Origin of the sequence: Plantactinospora sp. BC1, assembly GCF_003030345.1 — a bacterium.
Lineage (GTDB): Bacteria > Actinomycetota > Actinomycetes > Mycobacteriales > Micromonosporaceae > Plantactinospora.
Map to the genome: position 1 here is coordinate 4,737,450 of NZ_CP028158.1, position 20,945 is coordinate 4,758,394.

At 72.6% G+C, this 20,945-nt stretch carries 20 protein-coding genes; 9 read left to right on the forward strand and 11 right to left on the reverse strand.

All coding sequences use genetic code 11. The features are described 5' to 3' along the window. Nucleotides 1-56: 56 nt before the first annotated feature. Complete coding sequence (locus C6361_RS20755; RefSeq protein WP_234358916.1) at nucleotides 57-1,007, reverse strand: polysaccharide deacetylase family protein; 951 nt, start codon at nucleotides 1,005-1,007, stop codon at nucleotides 57-59. A gap of 70 nt (nucleotides 1,008-1,077) precedes the next feature. Continuing rightward, nucleotides 1,078-1,710: a DUF4126 domain-containing protein gene (locus C6361_RS20760; protein ID WP_107260420.1), complete on the reverse strand. Its 633-nt coding sequence runs from the start codon at nucleotides 1,708-1,710 to the stop codon at nucleotides 1,078-1,080. Nucleotides 1,711-1,783: 73 nt separating this feature from the next. Here C6361_RS20760 and nucS point away from each other — a divergent pair, with 73 nt between their 5' ends. After that, nucleotides 1,784-2,443 carry an endonuclease NucS gene (gene nucS, locus C6361_RS20765; RefSeq protein ID WP_107260418.1) on the forward strand — a complete coding sequence of 220 codons (660 nt, stop codon included), beginning with the start codon at nucleotides 1,784-1,786 and terminating at the stop codon, nucleotides 2,441-2,443. A 39-nt stretch (nucleotides 2,444-2,482) separates the two neighbouring features. Here nucS and C6361_RS20770 read toward each other — a convergent pair whose 3' ends face one another. Then, nucleotides 2,483-3,673, reverse strand: coding sequence for a winged helix DNA-binding domain-containing protein (locus C6361_RS20770; RefSeq protein ID WP_107268715.1), 1,191 nt, complete (start codon nucleotides 3,671-3,673; stop codon nucleotides 2,483-2,485). A 200-nt stretch (nucleotides 3,674-3,873) separates the two neighbouring features. Between C6361_RS20770 and C6361_RS20775 the strand changes: the two genes are divergently transcribed. From C6361_RS20775 to C6361_RS20785, 3 genes are all read left to right on the forward strand, one after another. After that, complete coding sequence (locus tag C6361_RS20775; protein WP_107260414.1) at nucleotides 3,874-4,284, forward strand: hypothetical protein; 411 nt, start codon at nucleotides 3,874-3,876, stop codon at nucleotides 4,282-4,284. Nucleotides 4,285-4,297: 13 nt separating this feature from the next. Continuing rightward, nucleotides 4,298-4,900: a cell wall protein gene (locus C6361_RS20780; protein WP_107260412.1), complete on the forward strand. Its 603-nt coding sequence runs from the start codon at nucleotides 4,298-4,300 to the stop codon at nucleotides 4,898-4,900. Nucleotides 4,901-4,968: 68 nt separating this feature from the next. After that, complete coding sequence (locus C6361_RS20785; protein ID WP_107268716.1) at nucleotides 4,969-5,811, forward strand: MauE/DoxX family redox-associated membrane protein; 843 nt, start codon at nucleotides 4,969-4,971, stop codon at nucleotides 5,809-5,811. 9 nt (nucleotides 5,812-5,820) lie between these two features. Here the strand turns inward: C6361_RS20785 and C6361_RS20790 are convergent, their stop codons facing one another. Together C6361_RS20790 and C6361_RS20795 are read right to left on the reverse strand one after the other, a co-directional pair. Beyond that, nucleotides 5,821-6,480 (reverse strand): class I SAM-dependent methyltransferase, encoded by a 660-nt coding sequence (locus C6361_RS20790; protein ID WP_107268717.1) that lies wholly within the window; start codon nucleotides 6,478-6,480, stop codon nucleotides 5,821-5,823. Between the two features lie 79 nt (nucleotides 6,481-6,559). Further along, nucleotides 6,560-8,056 carry an aldehyde dehydrogenase family protein gene (locus C6361_RS20795; RefSeq protein ID WP_107268718.1) on the reverse strand — a complete coding sequence of 499 codons (1,497 nt, stop codon included), beginning with the start codon at nucleotides 8,054-8,056 and terminating at the stop codon, nucleotides 6,560-6,562. Nucleotides 8,057-8,269: 213 nt separating this feature from the next. Between C6361_RS20795 and C6361_RS20800 the strand changes: the two genes are divergently transcribed. The 3 genes from C6361_RS20800 to C6361_RS20810 all read left to right on the forward strand — a co-directional run bounded on the left by C6361_RS20800 (nucleotide 8,270) and on the right by C6361_RS20810 (nucleotide 11,893). Further along, nucleotides 8,270-8,776, forward strand: a complete 507-nt coding sequence (locus tag C6361_RS20800) for an FHA domain-containing protein (RefSeq protein ID WP_199853030.1) — start codon at nucleotides 8,270-8,272, stop codon at nucleotides 8,774-8,776. Between the two features lie 156 nt (nucleotides 8,777-8,932). Then, nucleotides 8,933-9,982, forward strand: a complete 1,050-nt coding sequence (locus C6361_RS20805) for an alpha/beta fold hydrolase (RefSeq protein WP_107268719.1) — start codon at nucleotides 8,933-8,935, stop codon at nucleotides 9,980-9,982. A gap of 219 nt (nucleotides 9,983-10,201) precedes the next feature. Further along, on the forward strand, nucleotides 10,202-11,893 hold the full coding sequence (locus tag C6361_RS20810) for a 3-hydroxyacyl-CoA dehydrogenase family protein (protein WP_304598497.1): 1,692 nt from the start codon (nucleotides 10,202-10,204) through the stop codon (nucleotides 11,891-11,893). On the opposite strand, the gene C6361_RS20815 is transcribed toward C6361_RS20810, so the two are convergent. From C6361_RS20815 to C6361_RS20840, 6 genes are all read right to left on the reverse strand, one after another. Then, nucleotides 11,871-12,962 (reverse strand): FG-GAP-like repeat-containing protein, encoded by a 1,092-nt coding sequence (locus C6361_RS20815; RefSeq protein ID WP_107268720.1) that lies wholly within the window; start codon nucleotides 12,960-12,962, stop codon nucleotides 11,871-11,873. The genes C6361_RS20810 and C6361_RS20815 overlap by 23 nt on opposite strands. Nucleotides 12,963-13,128: 166 nt before the next feature. Then, nucleotides 13,129-14,229 (reverse strand): FG-GAP-like repeat-containing protein, encoded by a 1,101-nt coding sequence (locus C6361_RS20820; protein WP_159079397.1) that lies wholly within the window; start codon nucleotides 14,227-14,229, stop codon nucleotides 13,129-13,131. 46 nt (nucleotides 14,230-14,275) lie between these two features. Then, entirely contained in the window at nucleotides 14,276-15,385 is a 1,110-nt protein-coding gene (locus tag C6361_RS20825) for an FG-GAP-like repeat-containing protein (protein ID WP_159079398.1), read from the reverse strand. A 40-nt stretch (nucleotides 15,386-15,425) separates the two neighbouring features. Next, nucleotides 15,426-16,553, reverse strand: a complete 1,128-nt coding sequence (locus C6361_RS20830; protein WP_107268723.1) for an FG-GAP-like repeat-containing protein — start codon at nucleotides 16,551-16,553, stop codon at nucleotides 15,426-15,428. Nucleotides 16,554-17,008: 455 nt separating this feature from the next. Further along, nucleotides 17,009-18,127 carry an Ig-like domain-containing protein gene (locus tag C6361_RS20835; protein WP_107268724.1) on the reverse strand — a complete coding sequence of 373 codons (1,119 nt, stop codon included), beginning with the start codon at nucleotides 18,125-18,127 and terminating at the stop codon, nucleotides 17,009-17,011. 74 nt (nucleotides 18,128-18,201) lie between these two features. After that, nucleotides 18,202-19,296 (reverse strand): Ig-like domain-containing protein, encoded by a 1,095-nt coding sequence (locus tag C6361_RS20840; RefSeq protein ID WP_107268725.1) that lies wholly within the window; start codon nucleotides 19,294-19,296, stop codon nucleotides 18,202-18,204. A 474-nt stretch (nucleotides 19,297-19,770) separates the two neighbouring features. On the opposite strand from C6361_RS20840, the gene C6361_RS20845 reads away from it, so the two are divergent. Next, nucleotides 19,771-20,052: a hypothetical protein gene (locus tag C6361_RS20845; RefSeq protein WP_369931446.1), complete on the forward strand. Its 282-nt coding sequence runs from the start codon at nucleotides 19,771-19,773 to the stop codon at nucleotides 20,050-20,052. An 83-nt stretch (nucleotides 20,053-20,135) separates the two neighbouring features. After that, entirely contained in the window at nucleotides 20,136-20,936 is an 801-nt protein-coding gene (locus C6361_RS20850) for an alpha/beta hydrolase (protein WP_107268726.1), read from the forward strand. Nucleotides 20,937-20,945 lie beyond the last annotated feature (9 nt).

Below are 20,945 nucleotides of genomic sequence, written 5' to 3' on the forward strand. Positions count from 1 at the left end.
GGTCGTACCGGTCACCGGGTCGGCCGGATCACCCGCCGGTCAGCACCTCCGCCGGATCACCCGCCGGCCAGCACCTCCGACAGCGGCGCCGGGCGCAGCCCCCGGTCCCGCAGCCCGGCGAGGATGTGCGGCAGCGCCTCGTCGGTCATCGCCGCGTTCTCCTCGGTGACGTGCAGCACCACGATCGAGCCCGGCCTGACCTTCGACAGCACCGCCCTGACGATCGGCCGCCAGGCTCCGGCGAAGGGATCGCCGCTGACCACGTCCCCGTCGACCACCGTCACGCCGAGCGGGGCGAGCGCGTCCAGCGCGGCGGCGTCGTGGCAGAGCCCGGGGAACCGGAAGTAGCGGGTCTGCCGGCCGCCGTACGGCTCGATCAGCCGGAACGTCCGCGCCACGTCCTCGGTCATCCGGCCCGGCGGCAGCCGGGGCAGTCCGTAGCAGTCCGGCGTGAAGGCCAGGTGCCCGTACGTGTGGTTGGCGAGCTCGAAGCGCGGGTTGCCGGCCAGCCGCCGGGTCAGCTCCGGATAGCGCTCGACCCACTTGCCGGTCAGGAAGAACGTCGCCGGGACCTGCCGCCGCTCCAGCAGTTCGACGATCCGCAGGTTGGCGTAGGAGCGCGCCCGGCCGGTACGCAGGTTGCCGAGCATCGCGTCGGTCATGTCGGCGTCGAAGGTCAGCGCCACCAGGTTGCCCGAGCGCGGCCCGTGGTCGACCACCGGCGGCCGGGTGCCCGGTCGGGTCGCGCCGGGCCGGATCGCGGGGTCCGGCCGGGGCGTCGCGGCGGTACCGGGGGTCCGGGTCGGGGTGCTCGGCTCCGGGGTGGCCGTCGGCGGGCCGCCGGGTGTGCCGGCGGTCGCCGGGGCGGTGACCCGGACCGGCTCGAACCGGGGCGGGGTCGCCGACGTGGTGCCGTCGCGGACCACGGTCACCACGAGGACGAGCGCGCCGACCAGCGCGGCGGCGGCGACGGTGACCAGGGACACCCGAAAGATCTTCGCGAGCACCCGGACGAGGATGCCAGCCCCGACGCCTCCCCGTGGCCCCGTGACCGTGCGACCCGGTGGCCCCCGGAGGTCAGTAGTCCACCATGGACTCCTCCCGGGCGGCGGCCCTGGCGGCTCTCCGCTCCGCGCGGCGGCGCCGGCGTCGGCGTACCACCCAGACCACGAAGAGCGGCACGACCAGCAGGAAGAGCAGGACCAGCACCGGCAGCAGGATCGCCGAGAGCGAGAAGACCACGCTGGTCGCGTCCTCGGCGGTACTCGCCACCGGGGCGCCGAAGCCGGCCGTACCGGCGTTGATGACCGGCCGGGCGGCGGCCTTGACCCCGTGCACGCCGAGCGCGATCAGCACCCCGATCACCACCGGCACCCACTGGTTGGAGCCGAAGAACTGGCCCGGATCGCTGACCGTGACCGTCTCCGCCCCGGAACCCGCGCCGAAGGCGAGCCCGCCGGCCGTCGGCCGGACGACGGTCTGCACCACGTCGTTGACGTGGTCGACCACCGGTACCTTGTCGGCGACCGTCTCGATCGCGAGGAGTACGACCAGGATCGCGAGTACCCAGCCGTTGGATATCCACTGCCAGCCGCTGGGCAGGTTCACCACGTCGGTGTAGCGGGCGAGCAGCCCCATGGTGAGCAACGGGATGTACGCGTTGAGTCCGGCCGATGCCGCGAGACCGGTTCCGGTGAGGGCTTCCAACACGGTTACCAGGATCGCACCGACTCGCCAGGACGGCGCGCCCAGCGGGATCCGGGCGCTCGGCTACCCTCGTCGGGTGCGGTTGGTGATTGCGCGGTGCTCCGTGGACTACGTCGGACGACTCTCGGCGCACCTGCCGCTGGCGACCCGGTTGCTGATGGTGAAGGCGGACGGGTCGGTCTCGATCCACGCCGACGACCGGGCCTACAAGCCGTTGAACTGGATGAGCCCGCCGTGCCGGCTGGAGGAGGCCCCCGGGGTGTGGCGGGTGGTCAACAAGGCCGGCGAGGAACTGCGGATCACCCTGGAGGAGATCTTCCAGGACACCTCCTACGAGCTGGGTGTCGACCCGGGGCTGCGCAAGGACGGTGTGGAGGCGCACCTCCAGGAGTTGCTGGCCGCCAGCCCGACCGAGCTGGGCGAGGGGTTCACGCTGGTGCGCCGGGAGTACATGACCGCGATCGGCCCGGTCGACCTGCTCTGCCGGGACGGTGCCGGTGCCGCCGTGGCGGTCGAGGTGAAGCGGCGGGGCGAGATCGACGGGGTGGAGCAGCTCACCCGCTATCTGGAGCTGCTCAACCGCGATCCGCTGCTCGCCCCGGTCAGCGGGATGTTCGTGGCCCAGGAGATCAAGCCGCAGGCCCGGGTGCTCGCCACCGACCGGGGCATCCGGTGCGTGGTGGTGAACTACGACCGGCTGCGCGGCATCGAGCGGGACGAGCTGACGCTCTTCTGAGCGCGGACGGCGGTGCTGACCATGCGCGGCGCTGCGCGCTCAGGCGTGCGGGCCGACGGCCACCTCGCCGAGGGTGAGCCGGGGGTCTCCCTCCAGGATCTCGCCGACCCGCTGCACCTGCTCGTCCAGCTCCCGTAGCTGGCGGGCGGTCAGGTCGGCCAGCGACTCCACGGTCACCTCGATCCGCCGGCCGGAGCGGCGCTGGTGCCAGACCCCGGTCACCCGCCCGTCGACCAGCAGCACCGGGAAGTTGCCGGCCTGTCCGCCGGCCAGCGCCCGGGTGGCGGCCGGACCGGGGAAGACCTCCGCGCGGGGAAAGCAGCCCACCGGGTACGCGTCGAAGTACGGCAACAGCCGTACCCCGCGTGGCGGCTCGGCCGGTAGTTCGGTGTCACCGGCGAGTACCCAGGCCGGGGTCTCCGCCACGGTCACCTGCTCCAGTTCGTCGCCGAGCGAGTCGAACAGCTCGGCGGCCCACCGTTTCGGCGCGGCCAGCCACTGCGCGAAGTGCGCCGGGGTGGCCGGCCCGTACGCGTGGAGGTAGCGGCGGAGCACCTCGGCGAGCGCGGTACGCCCGTCGGCGGGCCGGAACCCGGGCAGCCACCGGGCCGGGTTGGTGTACGTCACCAGCCGCCCCCGGTTCGGCCCGAAGCAGAGCGTACCGCGCCGGGTGGCCAGTGACATCGCCTCGACCCAGCGCGGCCACCAGCCCCCGAACGCGGCCAGCGCCGGTTCTCCCGCCCACGGCCCGGTGCGCGCGACCACCGCCTCGGTCAGCTCGTCGGTGGTCAGTTCGGCCTCCCGCAGCGCGTCGGCGATCGCCGTGACGACCTGCTCGGCCTGTTCGTCGGTGAGCAGTTCCAGCGGGCGTACCGGCAGTTCGGAGAGTGCGCCGGTCCAGATCGGAAGGTCGGCGGTGGCCAGCAGGTGCACGGTGAACCGGGGGCCACGGGTCTTGACCAGGGTGCGTCGGTCCCAGAGCGCGGTCCGTACGTCCCGCCGGGTGGTCCCGGCGGTGCGCAGCCCGATCCCGAGTTCGGCGGCGGAGAGGACCTGGGCGTGTACCCCGCCGAGCCGGGCCGGCACGTCGGCCAGGGCGGTCGCGGGCAGCGGCGTGGCCAGCGCGTGCCGGTCGAGGCGTCGGGCGTGGACCTGTGCCGTGCTGAACCGGCGCATCAGCGGGTCCTGCCGGGGCGGGTCGGGCGAGGGGTGGGTGGCCGGCGTCGTCATGCCGGCAGGCTAGCGAAGATTGCGGTCAGCTTCTGGCAGCTATCAGCCGGCGTACCGGGCTGGACCGCCCGTCAGGAGCCGGCCGTGAAGTTGAAGAAAACTTTCAGAAGCATCGATTGACTCTGTGGATTTTCGCCGTAATAATTGTCGTCAATATTGATCAATGTCGTTTCCCTTAACCCCCGAAGGGAGGACCGATCATGGCAGCTGTGACCGGAGAGGTGTCCTGGTTCTGTTGCGGCAGCGCCTGGGGCCCGTGCGCGTCGACCGGCCGGGGCGCCTGCGGCACCTGCACGTCCGGCAACTTCCAGCACGCCTGGCCGAACGCCTCGGCCGCCTGCCTGGCGATCACCCGACCCGACGTCTGCGGCACCCCGCTCTCCCGCCGGACCTGCGGGTTCGTGCACTACACCACCAACCTCTGCACCGGGGCCCGGGTCGGCACCTCGATCGCCGACTGCGGGCCGCAGACCGACCTCTTCTGCGGCGAGCGTGCCTGCTGCGGCTCGGCCTGCGGAACCAACCGCATCATCGACCTGACCCCGGCCGCGTACAGCGCGATCGCCAGCCTCTCCACCGGGCTGCGGCCGTGCTCGGTCGACACGGTGTAGGGAGGAGCACACGATGACGACCACGATGGACCGTCGACGACTGCTCAGCACGGCCGTACTCGGCGGCGCCGGCATCGCCGGAGCCACCGCACTCGGCTCGCTCGCCCCGGAGGCGGCCTTCGCCGCCGAACCGCTGAAGGTGGCACCCGGCGCACCGGACCCGAACTTCGCCGAGGGCCGGGTCACCTCGATCACCGGCAGCGTGGTGCTGCTGGCCGGCTCGGACGGTGCGCTGCACCGGATCCAGGTCACCAACGGCACCAGCATCTGGAAGTTTCAGCCGACCACCTTCGACCGGCTCGAAAAGGGCGACGGGATGTACGTCCGGGGCGTACGGCTGCCCGACGGCACCCTCGCCGCCGACTCGCTCTGGGCCAACATCGTCAACCTGACCGCGCACATCGTCTCGGTCGGCCGGAACCTGCTGCACCTCGACCACCACGGCAAGCGGCTGGTCGGACACGTCGTACCCGGCACCACCGCCGCCGTCTACAACGGCACCCCGGCGATCTCCGACGTCTCGCTGCTGCGGGTCGGCGGGCACGTCCAGGTGATCGGCGCCTGGCACCCGGACACCAACGAGATCAGCATCGCCACGGTCTACGCCGCCAACTGACGCTGTGGGGGAGGGTCCGTCCGCACCGGAGGGGCCCTTCCCGACGCCTGGAACGAGAGGAGGGCATCATGCTCCAGTCCCTGGCGGCGCTCCAGTCCCTGCTGGTCGGCGTCGTGTTGATCTGGTCGGCCCGGATAAAGCTCGTCGACCGGCGGGCCGCCGAGCAGGCGCGTACCTCGGCGCTCGGCACCCTGCTCGGCGCCGAGCGGGCGGTGCCGGCGTACCGGGTGCTCGGCGGGGCCGAGCTGCTGCTCGGCGTCCTGCTGGTGCTGCCGCCGGCCCCGGTCGCCGAACCGGTGGCGGCCGCCGCGCTGGCCGCCGGCTTCGTCGGCTATCTCTGGTACGCCCGCCGCGTCGCGCCCGGCGCCTCGTGCGGCTGCCTGAGCGCCAGGGCCACCCCGGTCACCGGGCGGAGCATCGGCCGGGCCGGCGTGCTGGTGCTGGCCGGGCTCTTCGGCATCGCGGCCGGTGGCGCGTACTGGCTGCCGGCGCTGACCGGCGACCCGGTCGGTTCGGCCGGGCTGCTGCTCGCCGAGGCGGCGCTGATCGTCGCGCTGTCGCCGGAGTTCGACGCGTACTGGCTGCTGCCGCTGCGCCGGCTCCGCGCCCGGCTCACCCATCCGCTGCGCGGCGGTGCCGGGGTACCACTGCTGGCCAGTGTGCAGCAGCTCCAGCTCAGTACCGCGTACCGGCAGGTCGCCGGGCTGCTCACCTCGGACGTCCGGGAACACTGGCTGGAGGAGTCCTGGCGGATGGTCTGCTACTCGGCCCGTTACCAGGGCCGGCCGGCGACGGCGGTCTTCGCGGTACCGGCCGCCGAGGTGGCGCCGGGCCGGGTCCGGGTCGCCCTGGTGGACGACTCGACCGGAGCCACCCTGGTCAGCCTGGCCGACCCGGCGTACGCGAACTGAGCCGAGGTCTCAGCCGGCGCTGCGGACCGCGATCAGCGACTTGATCAGCCCGGCCAGCCGTTCGGCCCGGATCTGCGAGTGCGGGAAGTAGTGCCGCATCTGGGAGCGGTCCACCAGTTCGGTCCAGAGCACCTGCTGGACCGCCGTCTCCCGGCAGTCCGGCCGGGTGTGTGCCAGCGGCCAGTGGCGGGCCAGCGCGATCCGCAGCCGGACCGGGGTGAACTGCATGCCCGGGGCGATCCAGTGCGGCTCGATCGGGAAGTAGCGGTAGGGGGTCTGCACCCAGTGCGCGTCGGCGAGCGCGTGCACCGTCTCGGCGAACCGCAGCCGGCGCTCGTGCCCGCCGACGTGCTCCAGCACGGAGTTGGAGAAGACGAGGTCGTAGCGGCGGTTGGCGATGTGCCGGGGCAGCGCGCAGGCGTCGGCCCGGTCCACCTCCGCCCAGTCCGGTACGTCGGCCGGGGCCTGTTCGAGGTTGACCACGTGGACGTGTTTCGGGCGTACCCCGGCCTGCGCCCAGGTGCTGACCCGTCCGCCGAGGTCGATGACGGACATCTGGGCCAGGTCCGGGAACGTCTCCGCGAGCCAGCCGGCCCGGCGTGCTCGCCGCCGGGCACCCCAGGAGTTCTCGCTGTCGACCAGGCGGAATCGCAACGCGTGCAGCCCCATTGGGCGAACGGTACCGATGCGGGAGGCGGCCAGGGATGTCTTAGTCGTCCTTTTGTCCCTACGATCGGTTAGATCGCTATCACCGCCCGTACATAATTTTGGCGGCCTTCACGATGCGCTCCACCTGCGCCGGAGTCCGCTCGAAGGTCATCGCCGGCAGGAGCGAGCGTCCGCGCCGTCTGGTCACCGCCTTGCTGCGGGCGAACTCGCGCAGCCCGTCGGCGCCGTGGATCCGGCCGAAGCCGGAGTCGCCGATCCCGCCGAACGGAAGTGTCGGCATCCCGACGAAGGTCAGGGTGGAGTTGATCGCCGTCATCCCGGAGCGCATCCGGGCGGCGATCTCTGCCGCGCGACGGCGGCCGAAGACGGCGCCGCCGAGGCCGTACCGGACGGCGTTGGTGCGGCGCAACGCCTCCTCGACATCGGTCACCCGGTTGATGGTGAGGGTCGGGCCGAAGGTCTCCTCGCGGACCGCGTCGGCGTCCTCGGGTACGTCGACCAGGATCGTCGGGTGCACGTACGGCGGCTGCACCGCCTCCGGCCCACCGAGCACGGCCCGGCCGCCGCGCTCGACGGCGTCCTCGATGTGCCGGCGGATCGTGGCGATCTGCCCGGGCATGGTGATCGGGCCGAGGTCGGTGCCGGCGGGGCCGACGGTGAGCCGGCCGGCCTTCGCCACCACCCTGTCGACGAACGCGTCGTAGACCGGTGCGGTGACGTAGGCGCGTTCGATGCCGATGCAGGTCTGGCCGGCGTTGGTCAGCGCCCCCCAGACGCAGGCCTCGGCGGCGGCGTCCAGGTCGGCGTCGTCGTCGACGATCACGGCGTCCTTGCCGCCGGCCTCGACGACGAGCGGGGTGAGCGTCTCGGCGCAGGCCGCCATCACCACCTTGGCGGTACGGGTGGAGCCGGTGAACGCGATCTTGTCCACCCCGGAGCGGCAGAGCGCGGCGCCGACGTCACCGAGGCCGTGCACCGCCTGCAACACCGGCTGCTCCGGAACGATCTCGGCGAAGCTGTCGACCAGCCACTGCCCGACGGCCGGGGTGTACTCGCTGGGCTTGAGCACCACCGCGTTGCCGGCGGCGAGCGCGTAGCCGAAGGCGCCGAGCGGGGTCAGTACCGGATAGTTCCACGGCGCGATCATCCCGACCACGCCGTACGGCCGGTATTCCAGCCGGGCGGAGAACTCCGCCACCACCAGCCGGGAGCGCATCCGGCGGGGCCCGAGCACCCGCTTGGCGTTCCGGGCCGCCCAGTCGAGGTGGTCGATCGCGCTGAACGCCTCGACCACGGCGTCGGCGACCGGCTTGCCGGTCTCCAGGTGGGAGAGCTCGGCGAGTTCGGTGATCCGGTTGGCCAGCAGCGCCCGCCAGCGCAGCAACCGGGCCCGCCGGCCGGCGAAGTCGAGCCCGGCCCACCACTGTCCGGCCTCCCGGGCCCGGTCGACGACCCGGCGGACGGCCTCGGCGTCGGCGACCGGGAACCGCCCGGCCAGCTCTCCGGTGGCCGGATTGGTGGAGACCAGCTCGCCGCCGGCGATTTCGGGTACGCCGGGAGCGTTCACGGTCGTCATGGCGGAAGTCTAGACCCGAAGATTACCCACCGGTAGGCATACGGATCGCCGGGTCCCGATGTCCCCTCGGCCGAACCGGCGAGCCCGGATCCGCTCCCCGGCCAGCGCGACTCGGACCGGCAGGACGTGGAACCGGGCGGGGGTCGGATGGGAAGCTGACCCGGGGGCCGACGTTGCCGCGTCGGTGGGGGGCGAAGCCGGATGGAGAAATCCATGTCCGACCAACTTGATCTGTTGCCGATACTGACCGTGACGAGCGGGCCACTGCGTGGTGCCAGCTTCCGGTTGCGTCCCGGCGTACGCCGGATCGGCCGGGAGGACGGCGCCGACGTACTGCTGGACGATCCGAAGGTCAGCCGCTGGCATGCCACCGTCGAGCTCACCGCCGGCCGGGTGCTGCTGACCGACACCGGGTCGACGAACGGGACCTGGCTCAACGACGAGCGACTCTCCGGGCACACCGAGCTGCGCGACGGCGACCGGATCCGGCTCGGCAACCTGGAGCTGCGGTTCTTCGACCCGGGCGCCGCCGCCACCGACCAGCTGGGGACGTACCGCCGCCAGCTGGCGCCGCCCGCGGACCCGCCGGCCGGCGCGCTCGCCGAGCCGACCCAGTTGATGGGGACGCCCGCGCGGCGGTCCCGGCGGATGCTGTTGATGATCGGCGGTGCCGTCGCCCTCGCCGGCGGGATGACCTGGGCCTACCTCGCCCTCCAGTGACCGCCGGCGGCCGGCCGGGGACACCTCGCCGTGCGGACTGTCGAGCTGGGTGCACGGACGGGGCACCCGTTCGGTGGCGCCCAGCCGCTGTCCGGCCTCCGGATATGGCGGACGGCCACATGTCCGGCGCCCGGACCGGCTGGCATCATCGCTGTGATGGAGATCCGGCGACACCAGATCACGGCGAACGGCATCCGGCAGCGGGTGCTGGTGGCCGGCCCCGAGGACGGCCGACCGGTACTGCTGATCCACGGCAACTGCTCGTCCGCCGACTTCTGGCAGCCGCTGATCCGGCACCTCCCGACCGACCTGCGGCTGGTCGCCCCCGACCTGCGCGGCTACGGCGGCACCGAGGTCGCACCGGTGGACGCGACCCGTGGCCTGGGAGTCTTCGCCGACGACGTCGCCGCGCTGCTCGACGAGCCGGCCCTCTTCGGCGCGGCCGGCGCCCGGCCGGTGCTGGTCGGGCACTCGCTGGGCGGGGGAGTGGCGATGAGGCTGCTGGTCGACCACCCCGACCGGGTCGCCGGGCTGCTGCTGGCGGCACCCGTCTCGCCGTACGGCTTCGGTGGCACCCGGGACCTGGTCGGCACCCCGACCACGCCGGACTTCGCCGGTACCGGGGGCGGCACCGGAAACCCGGACTTCGTCGCCCGGCTCGCCGCCGGGGACCGCAGCGCCGACGCGCGGACCAGCCCGCGCAGCGTACTGCGCAGCGCGTACGTCGCCGACCCGGCCAGCCTCGGCGCCGACGAGGAGCTGCTGCTCGACTCGGTGCTCTCCACCGCGACCGGCAACGACAACTACCCGGGCACCATGGCGCCCAGCGACAACTGGCCGGGAATGGCACCGGGGGACCGGGGGGTGCTGAACACCCTGGCGCCGAAGCACTTCCGGATCGCCGACGAGCTGGTCGCCGTACCGGTCAAGCCGCCGGTCACCTGGGTACGCGGCGACTCCGACGTGATCGTCTCGGACACCTCCCTCTTCGACCTGGCCCAGCTCGGCGCGCTCGGCGTACTGCCCGGCTGGCCCGGTGCGCAGGCGTGCCCGCCCCAGCCGATGGTCGGGCAGACCCGTGCCGTACTGGACCGGTACGCGGCGGCGGGCGGCAGCTACCGCGAGATCGTCTTCACCGGCTGCGGCCACTCGCCCAACATCGAGCGCCCGGTCGAGTTCGCCGCCGCCCTGCTGGACCTGCTGTAGATCCTGCTGGACCTGCTGTAGATCCTGCTGGACCTGCTGTAGACCCTGCTGGACCTGCTGTAGGGCTGCTGGACCTGCCGTAGGGGCCGGCGACCCGGGCGAGATCCTCGGCAGCGCGGCGGCGGCCGGCGGAGGGGCTCCGGTGCGCCCCGTGGCAGACTCGCCACGGTGACCTAGCGGCCGTTCAGTCGGCCGCCGCAACGGAGCAGGAGGCCAAGGGTGGCAGACGAGACGACCGGTGCCGGCGGCAGCATCTCCACCGTCGGCGTCATCGGGCTGGGCACGATGGGCGCCGGAATCGCCGAGGTCTTCGCCCGCAGCGGTCTCCGGGTGGTCGCCGTCGAGATCACCGCCGAGGCACTCGAACGCGGTCGGGACACCCTCGCCCGCTCCACCGACCGGGCGGTGGCCCGGGGCCGGCTGAGCACCGCCGACCGGGACGAGCTGCTCGGCCGGATCACCTTCGCCGTCGGGCTGCCCGCGCTGGCCGAGGTCGATCTGGTGATCGAGGCCGTACCCGAGCGGCTCGACCTCAAGCGACGGCTCTTCGCCGACCTGGACCGGATCTGCCGGCCGACCGCGATCCTGGCCAGCAACACCTCCTCGCTGAGCGTCACCGAGATCGCCGTCGCCACCGGCCGCCCGGACCGGGTGGTCGGAATGCACTTCTTCAACCCCGCGCCGGTGATGCGGCTGGTCGAGGTGGTCCGGACCGTCACCACCTCGGCCGAGGTGGTCGGCGCGGTGCAGGCGCTCTGTGCCCGGCTGGGCAAGGTCGGCGTCACCATCGGCGACCGGGCCGGCTTCGTCGCCAACGCCCTGCTCTTCGGCTACCTCAACCAGGCCGTCGCGATGGTCGAGTCACGGTACGCCGGCCGCGACGACATCGACGCCGCGATGCGGCTGGGCGGCGGACTCCCGATGGGGCCGCTGGCGCTGCTCGACATGATCGGCCTGGACACGGCGTACGAGATCCTGGAGACCATGTACCGGCGGGGCGGCCGGGACCGGCGGCACGCCCCGGTGCCGCTGCTGCGCCAGATGGTCACGGCGGGACTGCTCGGCCGCAAGTCCGGCCAGGGCTTCTACCGGTACGAACGGCCCGGTTCGGGCACCGTCGTACCCGACGGGCAGACCCCGGAGGCGGCGCCGTCGGACGGCGCCCGGCCGGTGCGCACGGTCGGGGTGGTCGGTACGGGTGACGACGTCGCCGGGCTCGCCGAACTCTTCGGCGGGGCCGGCTACGACGTGCTGGTCGCCTCCCCGGGGGAGTCCCTGGCCAAGCTGGCCGACGCCGACCTGGTGCTGGAGTCGGTGGCCGAGGATCTTTCGGTCAAGCGGGCGCTCTTCGCCGAACTGGCCGAGGTCTGCCGGCCGGAGACCGTGCTCGCCACCACCACCTGCACGCTGCCGGTGACCGAGATCGCGATGACCGCCCGGCAGCCGGAGCAGGTGGTCGGGCTGCACCTGCTCGACCCGACCCGGGCCGGGGCGCTGGTGGAGATCGTGCGTACCGTCCGCAGCTCGGCCGAGGCGGTCGGCACCCTCCGGTCGGTCGTCGCCAAACTGGGCCGGACCGCCGTGGTCTGCGGGGACCGGGCCGGCTTCGTGGTGCGGGCGCTGCTCTTCCCGTACCTGAACGACGCGGTGCGGATGCTGGAGGCGTCGTACGCGACAGTGGACGACGTCGACCACGCGATGACGCTCGGCTGCGGCTATCCGGCCGGCCCGTTCGAGATGCTGGACGCGATCGGTCCCGATGTGGTGCTGCGGGTCCAGCGGGCGCTCTACCGCGAGTCCCGGGAGCCGGGGCTCGCCCCGGCGCCACTGCTGGAGCAGCTCGTCACCGCCGGCCGGCGGTTCCGCGAGGTCGCCGCCGGCCCGGAGGTCAGCGGGCGATCCGCAGGCTGACCGCCGCGTTGCTGGTCCGGCCGGAGTCGGTCAGCCGGTAGACGAACCGGTCGGAGCTGGCCCGGTGCCCGGGGTACGGCCGGTAGATGACCGTCCGCCCGGTGGTGACCTGCACCGTGCCGTGCGCCGGCCGGGTCACGATGGTGACCCGGGTGCCGCTGGTGGCGAAGTCGTTGGCGAGTACCGGAATTCCGGTCGCCCGGACCGCGCTGACCCGTGAATTGTCCCGGATCGCCGTCGGGGCCGGCACGAAGCTGCCGGTACCGGTGCCGACGAAGACGCTCTGCGCCCCGGTCACGTCGCTGGTGGTGACCACGTCGAGTCGGCCGTCGCCGTTCACGTCCGACACCGCCACCGTCCAGAAGTCGTCACCGTAGGCGTCACCCTGGAGGTCCACCACCGTGCCGTTGTCCAGCACCACGACCACGCCGGTGAAGTACGCGCCGCACCCCTCGGCGTACGCCAGGGTCACGTCCATCGCGCCGTCTGCGTCGAAGTCGGCGAGGTGGTACTGCGGCCGCCCCGAGCAGTACCGCACCGGGCCGGGGGTCAGGGCGCCGGTGCCGGTGTTGAGATAGGTGCTGAAGCCGTCGCCCTGGTCGGTCCACTCGTAGACGTCCTGCCGGCCGTCGCCGTCGAAGTCGGCCGTGCCGATGTAGCTGGGCTGGTCGATCGTGTCGAAGCCGGCCGAGACGGCGAAGCTGTCCAGCACCAGCAGGGTGTCGTCGATCGACGACGGCGGGCCGGCGAACCAGGTCACCGCCAGTTCGTCCGCGGCGTCGCTGTCGAGGTCGAGCCCGACGCCCATGTCCGGGCAGTACGACGCCGACGTCAGGTACGGGTAGGAGAGCGGTGCGCCGTAGCCGCCGCCGGCCAGCCCGAGTTCGACCCGGACCGCGCAGTCGGAGGTGCCGGGCACGGCGCCCAGGGTGTTCCGGTCCGGGCGGCCGTCGCCGTTCACGTCCGCGATGATCGGCTCGTCCTGCCAGCCGGCCCGGGCGGCCGGTGCGGCCACGCCGGTGGCGGCGATCATCGCGACGGCGAAGGTGCTGATGCGTCGGCCCCACATGGTGTCTCCTCGGACCTCGTTCCCCCGCCCTGCTGACTGTTCTCAGAGGAGACTAGGGGGCATACATCGTGATATAGGGTGCCGTGACCGTAATCTGACACGGGGTTTGCCGGGCTCGTCACGGGGTAGTGCCACCGGTCCGCCGGCCGGCGACCGCACCGGCCGGTCACGGCGCGATCCTGATCGCGACCTCCCCGTCGCTGGTGTGGCCGTCCTGGCTGATCCGGTAGGCGAACCGGTCGACCGGGCCGGAGTCCGGATTTGGGCGGTACACGATCGTCCGGCCCTCGACCCGGACGACCCCGTACGCGGGCGGCACGAGCACGCTCACCCCGGCCCGCCGGGAGGCCCAGTCGTTCTCCAGCACCGCGATCCGGACCGAGCCGCCGGCCGCGACCGTGCGGACGTCCCGGATCGCCACCGGCGACCGGACGAAGGAGCCGTTGCCGGCGGCGAGGAAGGTCCGCCGATCCCCGCTGGGGCGGTGGTACGTCAACACGTCCGGCACGCCGCTGCGATCGGCGTCCAGCACCTGCATCGTCCAGCCCGACCGGCGGCCGACGCTGCGCTGGAGATCGAGCACCCTGCCGTCGCCGTAGAGCACCACGATCCCGTGCGCGCCGTCGGCGCAACCGTCGACGTAGGCGATGGCGACGTCGGTGGCGCCGTCGGAGTCGAAGTCGGCCAGCCGGGGCGTGAGCGGGCCCGCGCAGTACCGCACCGGACCCGGGACGAGGGTGCCGGTGCCGGGGTTCAGGAAGCTGACAAACCCCTGCCCCTGGTTGGTCCAGAGGTAGACGTCCCGCCGCCGGTCGCCGTCGAAGTCGGCCAGCCCGATGAAGTTGGGCCGGCGTAGCGCCGGCAGCGCGGCGGTCACCCGGTAGTCCCGCAAGACCAGCAGGTCGTCGCCGGACCGGCCGGGGTTGCCGCCGTACCACCCCAGCACCAGTTCCGCCGCCGGCACGGGGGCGGCGTCGAGATCTACCGCCACCCCCAGATCGGGACAGCCGGTCGGGGCCCCGGGGCCGGGGAGCCGGTAGGCGTGGCTGTGCGGAGGCAGGTAACCGCCCTCCGGCCGGCCCGACTCCACCAGTACCGCGCAGGAGCGGGTCACGGTGCCGAGCCGGGCGCGGTCGAGCAGGCCGTCGCCGTTCAGGTCGCCGTACAGCGGATCGTTCGGTCCGCCGGCCCGGCCCGGCGGTGCCGCCGTGATCGTCGCGAGCATCGTCGCCGTGGCGGTCACCGCCACGATCGCTCTTCTCCACATGGCGCTCCTCCGTGCGGGTCGAGGGGGCCGGCGCCGGCCGGTCGGGTCAGTCGACGATTCTCAGGCTGACCGCGGCGTTGCTGGTCCGGCCGTCCTCGGTGAGCCGATAGACGAACGTGTCGGTCGCGCCGTGCGTCGGGTTCGGGGTGTAGATGATCGTCCGGTTCGTGGTGACCTTGACCGTGCCGTGCTGCGGCGGGGTCCAGATGGTCACCCTGGTCCGGTCGGTGGCGTAGTCGTTGGCCAACACCCGGATGCCGGTCGCCTTGCGGCCGCTGACCGTGGGATAGTCCCGGACGGCCACCGGCGACCGGACGAAGGAACCGTTGCCGAGGCTGATGAAGGTGGCGATCTCCGCGGTCGACTGGTCGTGGGTGGTCACGTCGACCAGTCCGTCGTGGTTGACGTCGCCGGTCTGCACCGTCCAACTGTCCAGGCCGGCCACGTCGGTGTGCAGGTGGTAGAGGCTGCCGTCGTCCCGGACCACCACCACGCCGCTGAAGTACGCGCCGCAGCCCTCGATGTACGCGATCACCACGTCCATCGCCCCGTTCCGGTTGAAGTCGGCGAGCCGGTGGTCCAGCGGGCCGGAGCAGTGCCGGACCGGGCCGGGCACCACCGTGCCGGTGCCGGTGGCGAGATAGCTGACGAACCCCTCGCCCTGGTCGGTCCACTCGTAGATGTCCTGCCGACCGTCGCCGTCGAAGTCGGCGGTGCCGATGTAGCTCGGCTGGAAGACGGTGTTGAACCCACGGGTGACCCGGAAGTTGTCCAGCACCAGCAGGGTGTTGGGGACGGTCGTCGGCGGCCCGGCGAACCAGGTCACCGCGAGTTCGGCGGCGACGTCCGCGTCCAGGTTGAGCCCCACGCCCATGTCGGCGCAGTTCGGCTCCGCCGCCGGCAGGGTCAGGTAGCCGTACGGCTGCGGCGGGGCGAACCCGCCGCCGGCCAGCCCCAGGCTGACCACCACCCGGCAGGTGGTCGCGGCTCCCACGGTGAGGTCGAGCACCACCCGGTCCGGCCGGGCGTCGCCGTTCACGTCGGCGACGATGGGCTCACCCGGCCCGCCCGCCCGCGCGGGCGGGCCGCCAACGCCAACGCCACCGGCCGTCGCCATGATCATCACCGTTGTCGCGGCGATCCTGCTACCCCTCATGGCACGCCTCCTAAAGGCTCGCCAACCCACCCGGAACGGGCTATCCACTCCACCGGATGTACACGACCGCGCTGCTGCGGCGGGTGCCCTCGGTGAGTTGGTACGTGAACCGGTCGGTCGCGCCATGGTTCGGCCGGGGTGTGTAGATGATCCTGCCGCCGCTGATGACCCGGGCGGTGCCGTATCTCGGCTGGGCGGTGATGCTGACCTGCGCCTGACCGGTGGCGAAGTCGTTGTCCCGTACGGTGATCGTCACCGCCCGGTTGCCGGTGAGCCGTACGGTGTCGCTGTTCGCCTTCGGCGACCGGACGAAGCGGCCGCCGCCGGTGCCGATGAAGTGCTCGACCGCCCCGGTCGGTTGGGAGATGGTACGGATGTCCGGGAACCGGTCCCCGTTCACGTTGACCACCCGGGTCGTCCAGGTCTGCATGCCCGTCGGATCGTGCTGCAACTCCTGCGGCGTACCGTCGTCGAGCACCACGACCACGCCGCTGGCGAAGGTCGCCGAGAGGCAGCGCTGGATGTAGCTGTTCACCAGGTCGGTCCGGCCGTCCAGGTCGAAGTCCCGCAGCTCGTACTCCAGCGGCCGGGCGCACCACTTCTCCGGGCCGTGCGTCAGCGTGCCGTTGCCGAGGTTCAGGTACGTCTCGATCCCCTGGCCCTGGTCGGTGACCGAGTAGACGTCCTCCCGCCCGTCGCCGTTGAAGTCGGCGGTGCCGAGGTAGTAGGGCGCGAAGATCGCCTCCACCAGGCCGAACGACGGCTGGAACGCGGTGTTCAGCACCATCAGGTTGTACGGCACGGTCGGCGGCGGGCCCGGATACCAGGCCACCACCAGCTCCTCGGTCCGGTCGGTGTCCAGGTCCACGGCCACCCCGAGTTCGGGGCAGCGGGTCCCCATTCCGGAGCCGCCCGGCCGGAGGTAGACGTACGCCACGGGTGGGCGGTAGCCGCCGGACGGCATGCCGTACTCGACGATCACCGAGCAGTAGTCCGGCTGGACCAGGCCGAGGGTGACGAGGTCGGTGAGACCGTCGCCGTTGACGTCGCCGAGGATCTGCTCGCCCCGCCCGGCGGCCCAGGCCGGACTCGGCGCGGTGCCCCCGACGCCGCCGACGGTCGCCACGACCACCAACACGACCACCATCGCGGTGCGTCTGCGCCACATGGCCCCTCCTGATGCCTCGACGTTCGACCGGATCAGTCCGGGAACCGGATGGTCACGGTGGCGGTGTTCCGCCCGCGCTCTTCGGTGAGCCGGTGGGTGAAGCGGTCGGTGCGGCCGTGGTCGGCCCGGGGGCGGTGCACGGTGCGGCGGTCGGGCGGGATCGGGCCGGGTTCCGTCGCGGCTCCCGCCGCCGCGCCGGAGCCTCGGCGCGGTCGCCGAGCGGCGGGTCGGGACGAACTCGAAGCCGTCGGACGCGGGGTGGCTGATCGGGGAGGCGCCGGGCGATCTCGTCCCAGCGCAGGAACTCTGCTCCACATAGTGCTCCCCCTATGTAGTGCTATGGCGGACCAACCCGCATTTGGGAGGCTAGACCGATTTTGTGGAGATCGGCCGGTGCTGACCACGATCCGACACCGGACTGGCATGACATAGCCGCAGCTCAGCGGCGTGTCGTGCTAGGGCGAGAACCGGAGGGTCACCGTGGCGGTGCTCCGCCTGCCCTCTTCGACGAGCTGATAGGTGAAGCGGTCGGTGCGGCCGTGGTCGGCCCGGGGACGGTAGACGATGCGGCGGTCGGACTGGACCCGCGTGGTCCCGTACCGGGGTGGGACGGTGACGGTGACGTCGGCGTACCGGCTGGCGTGGTCGTTGCCGAGCACGTCGATGGCGAGTGCCCGCGGCGCGGCGAGGTCGACCCGGTCGGTGTTCGCGTCCGGTGAGGGCACCAGGGCGCCGGCGGACTCCGCACCACGGTTGACGAAGTAGTCGACGTCGCCCGTGCCGCGCTCGACGGTGCGGACGTCCAGCCAGCGGTTCCCGTCGGCGTCCACCACCTGGGCCGTCCAGGTCGTCCGGCCGCCCGGGTCGAGCTGGAGCTGCTCCCGCTCACCCTGCTCGCGGATCCGGACCACGCCGCTGCCGGCGCGCCGGCAGTCGTCGGTGTAGCTGACGACGGCGCTGGCGATCCCGTTCCTGTCGAGGTCGGCGGTCTGCACGACCGGTACGTCGACCGTGCAGAAGCCGATCGCACCGGGACGTACCGTGTCGCCGGAGACGACGAAGCTCTGCACGCCGCCCGGCCCGACGTCGTACGGGCTGAACCGGCCGTCCTCGCCGAAGGCCGCACTCCCGATCTCGCTGGGGCGGGAGATGGGCGAGGTGTACCGGGCCGTGGGCGTGAACCCGGGCGGCTGGAGCACGATCCGGTTGAAGTCCAGGGCCGGCGGCGCGCCCTGGCTCCAACCGATCCAGAGTTCGTCCGCCGGGTCCCCGTCGAGGTTGGCGGCGACCCCGATGTCCGGGCAGATCGGGGTGCCGCCGTTGGGCCGCAGATAGGTGTGCGCGACCGGCGGCCGGTAGACCCCGCCGGGCGAGCCGTACTCGACGATCGTGGAGCAGAGGTCGGGGGCGACGACACCGAGGGTCGCCAGGTCCGGCAGGCCGTCGGCGTTGTAGTCACCCGCCAACTCGGCCCCGGGCTGGTCGGCCGGTGCGACGGTGGGCGGCACGGCGAACGTCGTACCGACCACGGCGACGGTGACGGCGACGAGGAGTTTCGGTGTTCTGGTGCACATGACGATCTCCCGGAATGCTCTGCTCGGCTCGGTGCACCGGCTCCACGTCGGCGCACCGAGCCCGCTGGGCCGGTTCAGCTCGGGAACCGGATGTTGACCGCGGCGCTGCTCCGCTTGTCCTGCCGGCGCAACTGGTAGCTGAACCGGTCGGTTCGCCCGTGGTCCGGGTCGGGGCGGTAGAGGATGCGCCGGTCGGAGAGGACCTGGACGGTGCCGTACCGGGGTGGCACGGTGATCACCACCTCGGTGTCGGAGGCCGCGTAGTCGTTGGCCAGCACGTCGATCGCCAGCGGTCGGACCCTGGTCAGGAAGACGGTGTCGGTGTTCGCGTCGGGTCCCTCGACGAAGCTGCCGTCGCCCCGCCCGATGAAATAGCTGGTCTCGCCGGTCGAGACGTTCTCCGTGCGTACGTCCGGGAACCGGTCGTCGTTGGTCTCCACGACTCGCGCCCGCCAGGTGGTCAGGCCCGCCGGATCGTGTTCCAGGTGCCGGGTCGTGCCGTCGTCGAGTACCACGACCACCCCGTTGGCGCCGTCGGCGCAGCCGTCGGTGTACGCCAGCACCGCGTCCGTGGCCCGGTCCCCGTCCACGTCCCGGAGCTGGAATGCCGGTGCGTCGGCCGAACACCACCGCTCCGGGCCGAGCTGGCCGACACCGTTCACGATCACGTAGGTGGCGAAGCCGCCGGCCCCGACCGAGTACGCCGTCTGCCGGCCGTCACCCCGGAAGTCGGCCGTACCGAGGTAGATGGGGGTGATCGGCGAGCTGAACGTGAGGATGGTCCGCAGGTTGTCGTCGATCACCAGCCGGTTGTAGGTGAGCGAGGGGGGCGGGCCGGCGCTCCAGCCGAGCCAGAGTTCGTCACCGGCGTCGCCGTCGGCGTCGAAGCCCACGCCGATGTCCGGACAGGAGGTGCCGCTGCTGTTCCCGGGCCGGGCGTAGACGGTGGCCACCGGCGGCAGGTAGACGCCCGGGCTGCTGCCGTAGCTCACGATCACCGAGCAGAGGTCCGGCTCGACCGAGCCGAGCACCACGATGTCCTGGAGCCCGTCGACGTTGAAGTCGCCGGCGATGGGGTCACCCGGGCCGGCGGCCCGGGCGGGTGCTGCGGTGACCGTGGCGGCGAGCAGAGCCGCCCCGGCGGTGGTGGCGATGCGTTCGGTCCACATGACTCCTCCTGCACCGGATCGATCAGCTATCCGACCGGTCCTATTTGCGGACGTTAACCCCGCTCGTGGGCCCGATGGCGGTGCTGACCGTGATCCGACAGCCCGGCCGCAGCGGAAGTATTCGCAGCTCAGAGCCGTTTGATGCTCTGCCGTGCCGGTCATCGGGCCGCTGCGGCGCCAGGGCGCGGCGGGCCCCGGCTGTCCGTGATCCGTCCGATCGGCGGCGGGCCGGGACGCGCGCCGCGACCCCTCCGGCCCGGACTGTCCGCCGGTTTCCGCGGTCTCGTACCAGGCGGCCAGATAGCGCAGAAGTAACTCACTTGTCACTCTGGGTGATTGAATGTCCGGATTGTTCGCTAGCCGCCACCCCCGGATCGGTGGGAGCGGCGGTCCCCGGGCGCGCCGCCGCCCGCCCCGTAGGCTGGGAACGTGAGTCCCCGTCGCAACCGTCCGCGTCCCGACGACGCGCCGCCGCTGGACCGTACCCGGCTGGAGCGCGGCGTCGGCTCGGTGCAGACCTGGCGGGACGGCGACTGGCAGGTACGCAACATTCCGGGCAGCGCGGCGACCAAGACGTACCGCTGCCCCGGCTGCGTACAGGAGATCCGCCCCGGGGTGGCCCACCTGGTCGCCTGGCCGGCCGACGGACAGGGCGACCTGACCGACCGCCGGCACTGGCACACCGGCTGCTGGCGCGCCCGGGACCGGCGTGGCCCGGGCGTGGAACGCTCCCGCAGCGCCCCCCGGTACGGCTGACCCGCCGGACGATCCGAGGGATCTTCGTCACGCCGTCCCGGGTTCGCTGCCCTCCCCGGCCGGACCGGGTAAGACTGATCCCTGTGAGTACAGCCATCCGCGCCGCCAGCATCCTGCCCGCCCGCCGGGAGGAGATCGAGTTGCACACCGCCGACGGCCTGCGACTCGTCGGCGAACTGGCGCTCCCCGCCGACCGGGACCCGGTCGCCACCCTGGTCTGCCTGCACCCGCTGCCCACCCACGGCGGGATGATGGACAGCCACGTGTTCCGCAAGGCCGCCTGGCGGCTGCCGGCCCTGGCCGACCTCGCGGTGCTGCGCTTCAACACCCGGGGCACCAGCAGCGTGCGCGGCACCAGCGAGGGGACCTTCGACGGCGGCGAGGCCGAGCGGTACGACGTGGCCGCCGCGATCGAGTACGCCGAGTTCGCCGAGCTGCCGAACATCTGGCTGCTGGGCTGGTCGTTCGGCACCGACCTGACCCTGCGGCACGGCTGTGACCCGGGGATCACCGGCGCGATCCTGCTCTCCCCGCCACTGCGCAGCAGCACCGACGCCGACCTGGCCACCTGGGCCGAGTCCGGCAAGCCGCTGACCGCGCTCGTCCCCGAGTTCGACGACTACCTGCGGCCGGAGGAGGCCCGTCGACGCTTCGCGGCCGTACCCCAGGCCGAGGTGATCGGGGTGCCCGGGGCCAAGCACCTCTGGGTCGGCGACGCCGAGACCGTACTCGACGAGGTGGTCCGGCGGGTCAACCCGGCGGTGCCGGTACCGCTGCCGTCGGAGTGGGACGGGCCGATGGAGACCGGCGACGCCAGCGCGTACGCCGACCGCACGGTGGCGGCCTTCGCCGACCTGCCGGCGCCGGGCGAGGAGCCGGGCTGAACCGGGCGG

Coding starts and splice junctions, on each gene's coding strand:
- C6361_RS20770 (WP_107268715.1), bottom strand. CDS start 3,673: ATGACGACGCCGGCCACCCACCCCTCGCCCGACCCGCCCCGGCAGGAC.
- C6361_RS20775 (WP_107260414.1), top strand. CDS start 3,874: ATGGCAGCTGTGACCGGAGAGGTGTCCTGGTTCTGTTGCGGCAGCGCC.
- C6361_RS20780 (WP_107260412.1), top strand. CDS start 4,298: ATGACGACCACGATGGACCGTCGACGACTGCTCAGCACGGCCGTACTC.
- C6361_RS20785 (WP_107268716.1), top strand. CDS start 4,969: ATGCTCCAGTCCCTGGCGGCGCTCCAGTCCCTGCTGGTCGGCGTCGTG.
- C6361_RS20790 (WP_107268717.1), bottom strand. CDS start 6,480: ATGGGGCTGCACGCGTTGCGATTCCGCCTGGTCGACAGCGAGAACTCC.
- C6361_RS20795 (WP_107268718.1), bottom strand. CDS start 8,056: ATGACGACCGTGAACGCTCCCGGCGTACCCGAAATCGCCGGCGGCGAG.
- C6361_RS20800 (WP_199853030.1), top strand. CDS start 8,270: ATGTCCGACCAACTTGATCTGTTGCCGATACTGACCGTGACGAGCGGG.
- C6361_RS20805 (WP_107268719.1), top strand. CDS start 8,933: ATGGAGATCCGGCGACACCAGATCACGGCGAACGGCATCCGGCAGCGG.
- C6361_RS20815 (WP_107268720.1), bottom strand. CDS start 12,962: ATGTGGGGCCGACGCATCAGCACCTTCGCCGTCGCGATGATCGCCGCC.
- C6361_RS20820 (WP_159079397.1), bottom strand. CDS start 14,229: ATGTGGAGAAGAGCGATCGTGGCGGTGACCGCCACGGCGACGATGCTC.
- C6361_RS20825 (WP_159079398.1), bottom strand. CDS start 15,385: ATGAGGGGTAGCAGGATCGCCGCGACAACGGTGATGATCATGGCGACG.
- C6361_RS20830 (WP_107268723.1), bottom strand. CDS start 16,553: ATGTGGCGCAGACGCACCGCGATGGTGGTCGTGTTGGTGGTCGTGGCG.
- C6361_RS20835 (WP_107268724.1), bottom strand. CDS start 18,127: ATGTGCACCAGAACACCGAAACTCCTCGTCGCCGTCACCGTCGCCGTG.
- C6361_RS20840 (WP_107268725.1), bottom strand. CDS start 19,296: ATGTGGACCGAACGCATCGCCACCACCGCCGGGGCGGCTCTGCTCGCC.